The 12,666-nt window shown below is 61.2% G+C and carries 10 protein-coding genes and 1 pseudogene; 6 read left to right on the forward strand and 5 right to left on the reverse strand.

The genetic code is table 11. The features are described from left to right. Positions 1-457 precede the first annotated feature (457 nt). The 4 genes from ACA046_RS16710 to ACA046_RS16725 all read left to right on the forward strand — a co-directional run bounded on the left by ACA046_RS16710 (position 458) and on the right by ACA046_RS16725 (position 3,915). A complete protein-coding gene (locus ACA046_RS16710) occupies positions 458-637 on the forward strand; it encodes a type VI secretion system contractile sheath small subunit (RefSeq protein WP_256576841.1) in 180 nt (59 codons plus the stop codon). 178 nt (positions 638-815) lie between these two features. Further along, positions 816-1,514, forward strand: coding sequence for an HPP family protein (locus tag ACA046_RS16715; RefSeq protein ID WP_497674433.1), 699 nt, complete (start codon positions 816-818; stop codon positions 1,512-1,514). Positions 1,515-1,656: 142 nt separating this feature from the next. Continuing rightward, entirely contained in the window at positions 1,657-2,760 is a 1,104-nt protein-coding gene (locus ACA046_RS16720; RefSeq protein ID WP_497674434.1) for an enoyl-CoA hydratase/isomerase family protein, read from the forward strand. Between the two features lie 3 nt (positions 2,761-2,763). Then, positions 2,764-3,915, forward strand: coding sequence for an acyl-CoA dehydrogenase family protein (locus ACA046_RS16725; RefSeq protein WP_497674435.1), 1,152 nt, complete (start codon positions 2,764-2,766; stop codon positions 3,913-3,915). Between the two features lie 140 nt (positions 3,916-4,055). Here ACA046_RS16725 and ACA046_RS16730 read toward each other — a convergent pair whose 3' ends face one another. The 5 genes from ACA046_RS16730 to ACA046_RS16750 are packed head-to-tail and all read right to left on the reverse strand — an operon-like array spanning position 4,056 to position 9,610. Further along, complete coding sequence (locus ACA046_RS16730; protein ID WP_010171088.1) at positions 4,056-4,829, reverse strand: enoyl-CoA hydratase; 774 nt, start codon at positions 4,827-4,829, stop codon at positions 4,056-4,058. Positions 4,830-4,838: 9 nt separating this feature from the next. Continuing rightward, the gene (locus ACA046_RS16735) at positions 4,839-5,966 is read right to left on the reverse strand and encodes an acyl-CoA dehydrogenase (protein WP_017480351.1); all 1,128 of its coding nucleotides are present in this window, start codon (positions 5,964-5,966) and stop codon (positions 4,839-4,841) included. Positions 5,967-5,975: 9 nt separating this feature from the next. Next, positions 5,976-7,160 (reverse strand): acetyl-CoA C-acyltransferase, encoded by a 1,185-nt coding sequence (locus ACA046_RS16740; protein ID WP_063030094.1) that lies wholly within the window; start codon positions 7,158-7,160, stop codon positions 5,976-5,978. Positions 7,161-7,170: 10 nt separating this feature from the next. Then, positions 7,171-7,938 (reverse strand): SDR family NAD(P)-dependent oxidoreductase, encoded by a 768-nt coding sequence (locus ACA046_RS16745; protein WP_076013416.1) that lies wholly within the window; start codon positions 7,936-7,938, stop codon positions 7,171-7,173. Positions 7,939-7,960: 22 nt separating this feature from the next. Further along, a complete protein-coding gene (locus ACA046_RS16750; RefSeq protein WP_459028931.1) occupies positions 7,961-9,610 on the reverse strand; it encodes an AMP-binding protein in 1,650 nt (549 codons plus the stop codon). Positions 9,611-10,595: 985 nt separating this feature from the next. On the opposite strand from ACA046_RS16750, the pseudogene ACA046_RS16755 reads away from it, so the two are divergent. Continuing rightward, positions 10,596-11,487 (forward strand): annotated as a pseudogene (locus ACA046_RS16755) (bestrophin family protein). 75 nt (positions 11,488-11,562) lie between these two features. Then, positions 11,563-12,621 carry a tetratricopeptide repeat protein gene (locus ACA046_RS16760; RefSeq protein WP_459028927.1) on the forward strand — a complete coding sequence of 353 codons (1,059 nt, stop codon included), beginning with the start codon at positions 11,563-11,565 and terminating at the stop codon, positions 12,619-12,621. The last annotated feature ends 45 nt before the right edge of the window (positions 12,622-12,666 follow it).

Here is a 12,666-nt window from a genome sequence, read left to right on the forward strand (position 1 = left end):
GTCCAAGTGTACGTAAGAAACTTCTTTCTCCATTCAACTTTGAAACTTTCCATATATTAACTATCGAGAAAGATCCTACGCACCTATCCGCAACTACCGATGCAACATCCCTTCCCGCTCCATGTCCCCGACTGTAGACTCGCCTGCCAAGTGGGTTAATTAATTACCACCTGCCAGTTATTTTCAGAGTTTCAAAGGCTTGGTCTAGGGCCTTCCTGTGACGATCTCTAGAAATACGAAGAACATAGCAGTAAGCCATCAATCACGACTTATCCCGCTTTAAATAAACAGCCGCAATAACAATAAATAAGTTTTAAACAGCACTCAGCCCTGCCGTTTATTTCATTTAAAGGAATGTTCTGTGTCCGACCATCGATTGCAAGCCCCCTCAATCTCTGAAGCTGTTGCGTGTTTATCTCTGGACAACGTAAATGTGGGTTACCTCCCGCTACCCAAACTGGATCGGCTCATGGGATTGCGCGATGCACTGGTAGTACTCAAGGGGCCTCTGGCCAACGATCCCTCACTGCGGGAAAACGTACAGAACCTGCTGATCAACGAGGAAACCAATGATCGGGTGCTGGGCAAGATCAGCAGCCACCTGCCGCCGCCAACCCGGCTGATACCCTTTGGCTGAGTGGTTAACTGCAAAAATACTGCACTTGATCCGCATTAATATGCAATTGCAGCAACCTTGTCCGATGGGCACACTGCACAGGTTCCTCCCCCCAATGCAGGAACTGTTTTTTTGAAGGGCTTTTCCGGGAAACCAGGCAAGCCTTTTTTTTCGCCCGTTTTTTATGGATCGTCTGTCAATGCTCGCTCGCTGGTTACCTGCTGCCATCAATACCCGTCCTGCCGAATGGAGCCGTGCCGCCATTGGCATGTCCATGGGCACGCTGTTCAGTGTCTGGGTGTGCGCCCAAGTGTTTGGTATGGAGGTGGCCCTGCACCTCATAGGCCCGCTGGGAGCCTCGGCGGTTCTGCTGTTTGCCGTGTCATCCGGTGCATTGGCCCAGCCCTGGTCGATTATTGGCAGCTACCTGTGCGCCGGGGTCGTTGCCCTGCTGGTGGCGCGGGTGCTGGGACGTACGTTGGGCAGCGCGTGCCTGGCGGCCGGGATGACGGTCATCCTGATCTGCTGGCTGCGCTGCCTGCACCCTCCGGCAGGCGGGCTGGCGATGAGCCTGGTGTTGGCTGATCCCGCATCGATTTCCATCGGCTGGCACGAACTGGGCGCCGTGATGCTGGGCGCCGCTGCCTTGCTGGCCTGCGCCCTGGCCTATAACAACGCAACGCGCACGCGATACCCCAAGGGAGCCAGCGAACCCGCTGCACCGAACTTCCTGCCAACGGCCATCGAAAACCCCGGCATCAGCGCCGAAGACCTCAAGCAGGCACTGGCCGAGCGCGAGCAGTTCCTGGACGTGACGCCGCAGGAGCTGGAAGAACTGATCCAGGCCAGCGAGCGGTATGCACGGCGGCGGACGATCGGCGCGGTTTTCCAACGTTAGGGCCAGCATCGTCCCTAGGGCATAAATGCAAAAACGACCTGCATGATTCCGACTTGTACTGGGCAAATTTGCACTGTTACGATCGCGAGATGGTTCGCCCGCGAACATCTTGATAAAGAACAATAAAAGCAGGGAGTTAGAGATGACTGCTCAGGTTTCATCCGAAGCAAGCAGCGCCGAGGTCGTGCACGACGAGGTCCTGGCGCAGGTACGCAACCACATAGGCCACCTGACCCTCAATCGCCCCGCCGGCCTTAACGCCATTACCCTGGACATGGTCCGTAGCCTCAGCCGGCATTTGCAGGCCTGGGAGGACGACCCAGCGGTGCATGCCGTGGTGTTGCGCGGCGCCGGTGAAAAAGCCTTTTGCGCCGGCGGCGACATTCGCTCGCTGTACGACAGCTTCAAGAACGGCGACACACTCCACGAAGATTTCTTCGTCGAGGAATACGCCCTCGACCTGGCCATCCACAACTACCGCAAACCGGTCCTGGCGCTGATGGACGGCTTCGTCCTCGGCGGCGGCATGGGCCTGGTGCAAGGCGCCGACCTGCGGGTGGTCACTGAACGCAGCCGCCTGGCAATGCCTGAAGTGGCCATCGGTTACTTCCCTGACGTAGGCGGCAGCTATTTCCTGCCGCGTATTCCCGGCGAACTGGGAATCTACCTTGGCGTGACCGGCGTGCAGATTCGCGCTGCCGACGCCCTGTATTGCGGGCTTGCAGACTGGTACCTGGACAGCGCCAAGTTAACCGAGCTCGATCAGCGGCTCGACCGCCTGACATGGCACGACTCACCGCTCAAGGATCTACAGGGCGTGCTGGCCAGCCTGGCCGTGCAGCAACTGCCTGACGCCCCACTGGCGGCGCTGCGCCCGGCCATCGACCACTTCTTTGCCTTGCCGGATGTGCCGAGCATCGTCGAGCAATTGCAGCAAGTCACCGTCGCCGACAGCCATGACTGGGCACTGACCACCGCCAGCCTGATGCAAACCCGCTCGCCCCTGGCCATGGCCGTGACCCTGCAGATGCTGCGCCGCGGGCGCCACCTGCCACTGGAGCAGTGCTTTGCCCTGGAGTTGCACCTGGATCGCCAGTGGTTCAACCGTGGCGACCTGATCGAAGGCGTGCGCGCCCTGTTGATCGACAAGGACAAAACCCCTCGCTGGAACCCTCCAACCCTTCAGGCGTTGGAGGCTGATCATGTCGAAAGCTTCTTCCGCGACTTCGACAAGAACGGGAACTAAGCCATGCAAGACATTGAATTTACTGAAGAACAAGTGATGATCCGCGACATGGCCCGGGACTTTGCCCGTGGCGAAATCGCGCCCCACGCCCAGGCCTGGGAAAAAGCCGGCTGGATCGATGATGGGTTGGTCGCCAAGATGGGCGAGTTGGGTTTACTGGGCATGGTCGTGCCCGAAGAATGGGGCGGCACCTACGTCGACTACGTGGCCTACGCCCTGGCGGTGGAAGAGATTTCCGCCGGTGACGGCGCCACCGGCGCGCTGATGAGTATCCATAATTCAGTCGGTTGCGGGCCAATCCTCAACTACGGCTCACAAGCACAAAAGGAAACCTGGCTGGCGGAACTTGCCAGCGGCCAGGCCATCGGGTGCTTCTGCCTGACCGAACCCCAGGCCGGTTCCGAAGCACACAACCTGCGCACCCGCGCCGAACTGCGGGACGGCCAATGGGTGATCAACGGCGCCAAGCAATTTGTCAGCAACGGCAAACGCGCCAAGCTGGCGATCGTGTTTGCGGTGACCGACCCGGACCTGGGCAAGAAAGGCATCTCGGCGTTCCTGGTGCCCACCGACACCCCAGGCTTCGTGGTGGACCGCACCGAACACAAAATGGGCATTCGTGCCTCCGACACCTGCGCCGTCACCCTCAACCAATGCACCGTGCCCGAAGCCAACCTGCTCGGCGAACGCGGCAAAGGCCTGGCCATCGCCCTGTCCAATCTCGAAGGCGGACGCATCGGGATTGCCGCCCAGGCGCTGGGCATCGCCCGTGCCGCCTTTGAAGCCGCGCTGGCCTACGCCCGTGACCGCGTGCAGTTCGACAAGGCGATCATTGAGCATCAGAGCGTGGCGAATATGCTGGCCGACATGCAAACCCGCCTGAATGCAGCGCGCCTGCTGATCCTGCATGCCGCGCGGTTGCGCAGTGCGGGCAAGCCGTGCCTGTCGGAAGCGTCCCAGGCCAAACTGTTCGCGTCGGAAATGGCCGAGAAGGTCTGCTCGTCGGCGATGCAGATCCATGGGGGTTATGGGTATCTGGAGGATTACCCGGTGGAGCGTTACTACCGGGATGCGCGGATTACCCAGATTTACGAAGGCACCAGCGAGATTCAGCGGATGGTGATTGCCAGAGAGTTGAAAAACTACCAGCTGTAACAGCTATTTCGCAGAACCAATGTGGGAGCGGGCTTGCTCGCGAAGGGCGTGGATCAGTCGATACATCGGGTGACTGTAACACCGTCTTCGCGAGCAAGCCCGCTCCCACATTTTTGATCTTCAGCGTTTCAGGACAGTGTTTATTTGTCCTTGAACTCCGGCGCACGCTTGGCCACAAAGGCCGCCATGCCTTCCTTCTGATCCAGTGTGGCAAACGCCGCATGGAACACCCGGCGCTCAAAGCGCACGCCTTCCGACAGGCTCACTTCAAACGCGCGGTTGACGCTTTCCTTGACCATCATGCTGATGGGCACCGACTTGCTGGCGATCAGGGTTGCAACTTTCAGTGCTTCATCCAGCAGTTCATCTGCCGGCACGATCCGCGCAACAATCCCGCAGCGCTCCGCTTCCACGGCATCGATAAAGCGCCCGGTCAGGCACATTTCCATGGCCTTGGCCTTGCCCACGGCGCGGGTCAGGCGCTGGGTGCCGCCCATGCCCGGCAGCACACCGAGGTTGATTTCCGGCTGGCCAAACTTGGCGTTATCACCGGCCAGGATGAAGTCGCACATCAAGGCCAGTTCACAACCGCCGCCCAGGGCGAAACCGTTGACTGCGGCGATGATCGGCTTGCGGCGGTTGGCCACGCGATCGCTGTCGCTGAACAGGTCGTCGAGGTAAATCTGCGGGTAGGTCAGCTCGGCCATTTCCTTGATGTCGGCGCCGGCGGCAAAGGCCTTTTTCGAGCCAGTAAGTACGATGCAGCCGATTTCCGGGTTGGCTTCGAGGCTGTCCAGCGCCTGGTTCAGCTCGCTGACCAGCTGCGCGTTCAGGGCGTTCAGCGCTTGCGGGCGATTGAGGGTGATCAGCCCCACACGGCCCTGGACGTCCAGCAAAATGGTTTCGTAACTCATAGATACTCCTCAGAGATTGCGTGAAATGACCATGCGTTGAATATCGCTGGTGCCTTCGTAAATCTGGCAGACCCGCACATCGCGGTAGATCCGCTCCAGGGGAAAGTCGCTCAGGTAACCGTAACCGCCGAGGGTTTGCAAGGCTGCCGAACAGACCTTTTCGGCCATTTCCGAAGCAAACAGCTTGGCCATGGAGGCCTCCACCAGCGCCGGTTTGCCGCTGTCACGCAGGGCGGCAGCGTAATGCACCATCTGCCGGGCGACTGCAATTTGGGTCGCCATGTCTGCCAGGCGGAAGGCCACGGCCTGGTGCTCGATGATCGGCTTGCCGAAGCTTTCCCGCTCGCGGGCGTAATCCCGAGCGGCCTCGAACGCCGCCCGCGCCATGCCCACCGCTTGCGAAGCAATGCCGACGCGCCCGCCTTCGAGGTTGGCCAGGGCGATCCGGTAGCCTTCGCCCTCCTCACCCAAACGGTTGGCCACCGGCACCTTCAGGTCTTCAAACAGAATCTGGCAGGTGTCGGAGGCGTGCTGACCGAGTTTGTCCTCGACCCGCGCCACGCTGTAGCCCGGCGAGTCGGTGGGCACGATAAAGGCGCTGATACCGCGCTTGCCGGCAGCCGGATCGGTAACCGCAAACACAATCACGATCCCGGCGTTTTGCCCGGAGGTGATGAACTGCTTGCAGCCATTCAACACGTAGTGATCGCCCTCCAGACGGGCCCGGGTTTTCAGGCCGCTGGCGTCGGAACCGGCCTGGGGCTCGGTCAAGGCAAACGCCCCGAGCATCGCCCCGCTGGCCAAGGGCTTGAGGAACTGTTCTCGCTGTTGATCGTTGCCGAACTTGAGGATCGGCACGCAGCCCACCGAGTTGTGTACGCTCATGATGGTCGAGCAGGCACCGTCGCCGGCGGCGATCTCTTCCAGGGCCATGGCGTAGGCCAGGTAGCCGGTGTCGCAACCGCCCCACTGTTCCGGGACCAGCATGCCGAAAAAGCCCAGCTCGGCCATTTCGCCAATGGCTTCCTTGGGAAAGCGATGCTCGCGGTCCCACTCGGCGGCGAACGGCTTGAGCCGTTCCTGGGCAAATTGCCGGGCGGCTTCGCTGATTTGCAGTTGTTCGTCATTTGGGAGCATAGGTGTTCCTTAATACAGGCATTCAACGGCCATGGCCGTGGCTTCACCGCCGCCGATGCAGATCGCCGCAACGCCGCGCTTGAGGCCTTTCTGGCGCAGGGCCGAGAGCAGGGTCACCAGGATCCGCGCGCCGGACGCGCCGATCGGATGGCCCAGGGCACAGGCGCCGCCGTGGATGTTGACCTTGCTGTGGGGAATTTCCAGCTTGCTCATGGTCACCAGGCTGACCACGGCAAAGGCTTCGTTGATTTCAAACAGGTCGACTTCGTCGAGGTTCCAGCCCGTCTTGCTCATCAGCTTGCGGATCGCCCCCACCGGCGCGACCGGGAACAGGCCTGGCTCATCGGCAAATGCTGCGTGGCCATGGATCACCGCCAGCGGCTTGAGCCCGCGCTTCTGCGCTTCAGATTCGCGCATCAGCAACAACGCCGCCGCACCATCGGAAATCGAACTGGAGTTGGCCGCCGTCACCGTGCCGCCTTCGCGGAAGGCTGGCTTCAAGGTGGCGATCTTGTCCAGCTTGGCTTTTGGTGGTTGCTCGTCGTGAGTGATGGTTTTCTGTTCCTTGCCCACGGTGACCTGCACCGGAACGATTTCGGCGATGAAGTTACCGTCGGTGATCGCCTGTTGCGCACGGGTCAGGGACGCAATGGCAAACGCGTCCTGGGCTTCACGGGAAAAGCCGTTGTGCTCGGCGCAGTCTTCGGCAAAGGTGCCCATCAGGCGGCCCTTGTCGTAAGCGTCTTCAAGGCCGTCGAGGAACATGTGGTCGAGCACCCGGCCGTGGCCCATGCGGTAACCGCTGCGGGCGCGGTCCAGCAGGTACGGCGCGTTGGACATGCTCTCCATGCCGCCGGCGATAACCACCTCCACACTGCCCGCCAGCAACGAGTCATGGGCCAGGATCGTAGCTTCCATGCCCGAACCGCACATCTTGTTGAGGGTGGTGCAACGGGTCGATTTATCCAGGCCGGCGCCTAGAGCGGCCTGACGTGCAGGCGCCTGGCCGAGGCCGGCGGGCAGTACGCAACCGAACAGCACTTCATCCACCGCATCGGTGGCGATACCGGCACGCTCGACCGCTGCACGAATCGCCGCAGCCCCCAGTTGCGGGGCGGTCAGGCCCTTGAGGTCGCCCTGGAACCCGCCCATTGGGGTGCGTACTGCGCTGACAATAACGATGGGATCAGTCATGAAAATCTCCTTATTTGGCTGCCATGCGCAAGGCACCGTCGAGACGGATCACCTCGCCGTTGAGCATGCTGTTTTCAATGATATGCCGCACCAGCGCGGCGTACTCGCCTGGCTTGCCCAGGCGCGGCGGGAATGGCACGCCGGCGGCGAGGGACTCACGCACTTCCGGGGTCATGCCGGCCATCATCGGGGTTTCGAAAATACCGGGGGCAATGGTCATCACCCGAATCCCGTAGCGCGCCAGTTCACGGGCGGCAGGCAGGGTCAGGCTGGCGATCGCGCCCTTGGAGGCGGCATAGGCGGCCTGGCCAATCTGGCCGTCAAACGCTGCCACTGATGCGGTGTTGATGATCACACCGCGCTCGCCATCGGCATTGGCCTCGGTTTCAGCGATAGCCGCCGCAGCCAGGCGCAGCAGGTTGAAACTGCCGATCAGGTTGACGTTGATCACCTGGGCGAAGTTGGCCAGAACGTGAGGGCCATTTTTGCCAAGGATTTTCTCGCCGCGAACCACACCGGCGCAGTTGACCAGCCCATGCAAACCACCAAAGGCCGCAACCGTGGCCTGCACTGCCGCTTCCGCCGCGGCTTCCTGGCTGATATCCGCGACCACGCTTCGCGCTTGCTCACCGAGCTTTTCAGCCTGGGCGGCGACGGCGTCGGCGTTCAGGTCCACCAGCATCACCTTGGCACCGGCGGCTACGAGCATCTCGGCCGTTGCCGCGCCGAGGCCTGAAGCGCCGCCGCTGACCAGAAAAACCTTGTTCTCAATCTGCATCACTGTTTCCTTGAAGAATGGGTCACGCCGTGGCCGCCTGGGCCTTGGCAATTTCCTGATTACGCAAAATGAAGCGTTGCAACTTGCCGCTCGGGGTCTTGGGCAGCTCGCTGACAAATTCGATTTCCCGTGGGTACGAGTGAGCCGCCAGGCGCTTGCGCACGTGCTGGCGCAGCTCCTCGGCCAGGGCCGGCTCGGCGCGGTATTGCTCGCTGAGCACCACAAAGGCTTTGACGATCTCGGTGCGTTCCGGGCATGGCTTGCCCACCACTGCCGCCTCCACCACCGCCGGATGCTCGATCAACGCACTTTCCACATCGAATGGGCCGACGCGGTAACCGGAAGTGGTGATCACATCGTCACTGCGCCCGACAAAGCTGATGCTGCCATCGGGGTTCAGCTCCACGGTGTCGCCGCTGAGGTAGTACTTGCCGACGAAGGCTTTGGTCTTGACCCCGTCGTAGCCGGCGAACCAGCACATCGGCGATTGTTCGCGGTCGATGGCGAGGATGCCTGGTTGGCCGGCGGGCAGTTCCTGATGGTTGTCGTCCAGCACCACGATGCGGTGGCCTGGCGAGGCAAAGCCGGCAGAGCCGACGTGCACCGGGTGTTCCAGGCCGTGGTGATTGCACAGCACCATGCCCAACTCGGTCTGGCCGTAGTGGTCGTGGATGGTCACGCCGAGGTTGTCGGCAAACCAGCGGATCACTTCCGGGTTCAACGGCTCGCCGGCGCTGCTGACAATGCGCAGCTTGCCCTTGATCGACTTGGCGAACTGCTCGCCGCCGGCGATCAGCATGCGGTAGGCCGTGGGCGATCCGGTGAGGTTGGTGATCCCGTATTTGTTGATGACGCGGCAAGTGCTTTCGAGGGTGAACGGGCCGTCGTAGAAGGTGATCGGGTGGCCCATGGACAAGGGGCCGGTCACGCCGAAATAGATGCCATAGGCCCAGCCCGGATCGGCGACGTTCCAGAATGCGTCTTCGGGGCGCAGGTCGACGGCGTCGCGGGTGTAGCTCTGGAAGGCCACGATTGCCTTGAGCGGTACTGCCAGGGATTTCGACGGGCCGGTGGTGCCGGAGGTGAACATCAGCAGGAACGGGTCGTCGGCGCCCAGCAATACGGGTTCGCAGGTGTTGGAATAGTTGGGCAGTTCGGCCCAGAAGCTGAAATCGCCGCGCACGATGCCTTCGCCGTTGGGGCCGGCGACGGTGACGATGGTTGGGCAGTCGGCCACTTCATTGAGCTTGGGGCGGTTCACGGCGTCAGTGACCACCAATGCTGCGCCGGAGCTATTCAGGCGGTGTTCGATGGCCTTGGGGCCGAAGGCAGTGAACAGCGGCTGATAGACCGCGCCGATGCGCCAGGTGGCGAGTACCACTATCAGTAACTCGGCGGTGCGTGGCAGGAGGCCTGCCACCTTGTCGCCTCGATTGACGCCTTGGGCCAGGAGGAAGTTGGCGAAGCGGGCGGCCTGGTCCTGTAATTGGGTGAAGGTGGACGTGGCACTGCGGCCGTCCTTGCCCTCCCAGAACAGCGCGATGCGGCCGGGTAAGGCGTGGCGGTCGCAGCATTCGACGCAGGCGTTGAGGGCCTGCAGGTTGCCCGACAAGGCGGCGTCAACGGTGTGTTGGTAGTTGAACTGGGTGGTGGCAGCCGAGTAATCACGCATCGCTTCAAATCCCTGTGTGGTTTTTATTTTCAGGATGGGTACGTAGACCGGTGAAATAGTCGCTCTAGAGGGGGGGGTGGGCAATGGTCAAAGCTTTCAACTTGGTTGACTGGTTTGGCCAATGGGGTTTTGTTTTTTGGGTGAGGTTTGGGTGTATATCCGTTATTTGGGTAACGGCTTCGATTGGTTCCGCTCTTACAGCGGCTCACTTTTGAACAGCGCAAAAGTAAGCAAAACGCTCTTGCCCCACCACTCGGCTCCTCGCCTAGGCTCGGTGTGCCCTCAGCTCCGGCAGCACGAAGCGGGCCGCCGCGACGGGGCGTCCCTGCCCCGTCGCGGCTAAACCGGCGTCCTGCCGGTTTACCCGCTCCGTACTGCCTGCGTTCGGCCAGCGTGGTTTAACGGGGCGCCTAAGATCAAGATCAAAAGCAGATCAAGAGCACAGCGGCCTACAGGCCGGCTTGAGTGTGGTGAAGCAACAGCAAAATCAGAAGCTAAAGCGGGCACGGTCCAAATGTGGGAGCGGGCTTGCTCGCGAAGGTCGTTAACGATGACGCGGGCATTCTGGATGAACGCGGCGGTCTCAGGTTTTTCGCGAGCAAGCTCGCTCCTACAGAAAAGCAGCTTTGCTTTCGCTTTTACCACTCAAGCCGGCCTGTACGCCGCTGTGCTCTCGCTTTTGATTTTGATCTGCGGGCCCCGTCAACCACGATGGCCGGAGTGCGGGCATGCCGAGCCCAGGCGAGGCACCGAGTGGTGGGGCAAAGACCTTTTGGTTACTTTTGGCTGGGCCGGCATTCCGGGCGTTTGCCAAAAGTGACCCGCTGTAAGAGCGGAACCATAAGCGGCCGTTACCTAAATAACGGATATGTACACTCAAAGCCCCGACGATAGACCCCACCAATCACCCAGTCAGCACAAGCAATTGGACGCAACGCAAACAGGCTTCTAACCTGACAGCCTGCGCCACCCAAGAAGCCCGCCCATGATCGTCCGTCCCAAACCCAACCTGCTCGGCATCCTGTTCTCCCTGAAGGGCTCAATCGCCAAGCGCATCGCCCTGCGCAGCTTGCTGGTCACCCTCCTGGCCTCCGTCATCGTGCTGGTAGAAACCCTGCACCCAGCCTACTTCTCCAAGGTCAACGCCACACCCTTCACCCTCCTCGGCCTGTCACTGTCGATCTTCATGAGCTTTCGCAACAACGCCTGCTACGACCGCTGGTGGGAAGGCCGCAAACAACTGGGCCAGATGATCATCGAAATACGCTCACTGATCCGCGAAACCCAAATCCTCACCCCCACCGACCGAGAAGCCGTACTACGCGGCCTGTGCGGCTTCGCCCACGGCCTGATCGCCCGCCTGCGCCTGGAAGACGAAGCCCAGGCGATCAAACCGTGGGTCAACCCCAAGCCCAGCCACCCCAACCTCCCCCGACAGCATCCTGCAAGACCTCGGCGCCCGCTGCTCGAAACTCGCCGAACAAGGCCACATCAGCGACTGGCGCTACACCCAACTCGAAACCCGGCTATACGGCCTGAGCCAGGTCCAGGCCTCGTGCGAGCGAATCAAACACACGCCACTGCCGTTCCCCTACACCCTGCTGCTGCACCGCACCATCTACCTGTTCTGCATTCTGCTGCCCTTCGCCATGGCCGAGCCGCTGGGCTGGCTGACGCCGGTATTTACCGCCATCGTCAGCTACACCTTCTTCGGCCTGGATGAAATCGGCGACGACCTCGAAGACCCCTTCGGCTTCGACGAAAACGACCTGCCCTGCAACGCCATCGTCCGCACCCTGGAGCGCGAGATACTTGCGGCCCTCGGAGAAACCGAGCTGCCGCCGGCCCTTGAGCCGATTGAGTTCGTGCTGACATGATGCGGGTTTGACACTCGCGGTGACCTGACCGAAGCTGATGGCTTTGCACTAGCTGCCAAGCTTTCGGACGCCTGCATGTCAAAGTCACGCCGTTACTCCATCATCGGCCTGTGCGCCCTGTTGTTTATTGTGCTGATCACCTGGTATTTCACCCGTTCGACGCCAGTGGTGGTGCCGCCGGCCATCGCCCACGGTTACACCAAGGCCTTGAAACAGGCGCACAACGGCGAACCCGGCGCCGCCCGTGTGCTGTATCAACAGCTGGGCCGCCCGGACCTCTCCGATGTACGCCGCGCCGCCCTGCATGCCGAACTGCCCAATTACCCCAGCCCCCAGGCCCTGAAACTGGCAGACAAGGACCTCACCAATGACGCGCCCATGGTGCGCGAGGCGGCGATTCACAGCATCGTCGGCCTGGTGCCCAGTGGCCAGCGCACGTTGTTGCTCGGCCCATTGCTGGATGACCCGGAGCAAAGCGTCAGGTTTGCCGCCGCCAATGCCTTGCTGGGGCTTTCTCCCGATACCCTCGGCCTGTACTTCGGCCCGTTGCAGCAAGTGCTCGACGAATACGTGAAGTTGCTCAAGGGACAACCCGAGAGCCCCGAAGGCTGGATTCAGCTGGCACGCCTGTACATTCACAGTGCGTTGCTGCCCGACGCCCAAAATGCCCTGGAACAGGCGATGCGCCTGCAACCGGATAACCTGCAAGCGGTGGTCGCGCAAATCGAACTGCTGGACAAACAAGGCAAGGTCGACGAGTCCCGCCAGCTCCTGGCCAAGCAGTTGCAGGCCCACCCCGATTCGGCCTATCTGCAACATGCCCTTGGCATGTGGCTGCTGCACCACGGCGAGCGGGCTTTTGCGTTGCTCAGTCTGTCCCGTGCGGTGGAGCTGGAACCGAACAATCAGGATTACCGCTACGACCTCGCCACCACCCTGCACGCCCAGCAGGAGCTGGAAGCCGCCCAGCGCCAGTTGGAAGAGATCATTCAGCGCAACCCGGCCAATCGCAAGGCGCGGGTCTTGCTGGTGAATTACTGGAAGGAAACCGGCCAGTTGCAGAATGTGCAGGTGTTGCTGGCCCAGCTGGAACAGCAAAATCCGGACGATCCGGCGTTGCAACAAGGGCTGTAGGTACAGCAAGAAGCTGTAATTGATACAAAACGTTGAACCGCCACA

The organism is Pseudomonas sp. LBUM1641 (assembly GCF_059716235.1).

What these genes read in the sequence shown, in the direction of transcription:
- ACA046_RS16715 (WP_497674433.1), top strand. Translation starts at nt 816, where the DNA reads ATGCTCGCTCGCTGGTTACCTGCTGCCATCAATACCCGTCCTGCCGAA.
- ACA046_RS16720 (WP_497674434.1), top strand. Translation starts at nt 1,657, where the DNA reads ATGACTGCTCAGGTTTCATCCGAAGCAAGCAGCGCCGAGGTCGTGCAC.
- ACA046_RS16725 (WP_497674435.1), top strand. Translation starts at nt 2,764, where the DNA reads ATGCAAGACATTGAATTTACTGAAGAACAAGTGATGATCCGCGACATG.
- ACA046_RS16730 (WP_010171088.1), bottom strand. Translation starts at nt 4,829, where the DNA reads ATGAGTTACGAAACCATTTTGCTGGACGTCCAGGGCCGTGTGGGGCTG.
- ACA046_RS16735 (WP_017480351.1), bottom strand. Translation starts at nt 5,966, where the DNA reads ATGCTCCCAAATGACGAACAACTGCAAATCAGCGAAGCCGCCCGGCAA.
- ACA046_RS16740 (WP_063030094.1), bottom strand. Translation starts at nt 7,160, where the DNA reads ATGACTGATCCCATCGTTATTGTCAGCGCAGTACGCACCCCAATGGGC.
- ACA046_RS16745 (WP_076013416.1), bottom strand. Translation starts at nt 7,938, where the DNA reads ATGCAGATTGAGAACAAGGTTTTTCTGGTCAGCGGCGGCGCTTCAGGC.
- ACA046_RS16750 (WP_459028931.1), bottom strand. Translation starts at nt 9,610, where the DNA reads ATGCGTGATTACTCGGCTGCCACCACCCAGTTCAACTACCAACACACC.
- ACA046_RS16760 (WP_459028927.1), top strand. Translation starts at nt 11,563, where the DNA reads ATGTCAAAGTCACGCCGTTACTCCATCATCGGCCTGTGCGCCCTGTTG.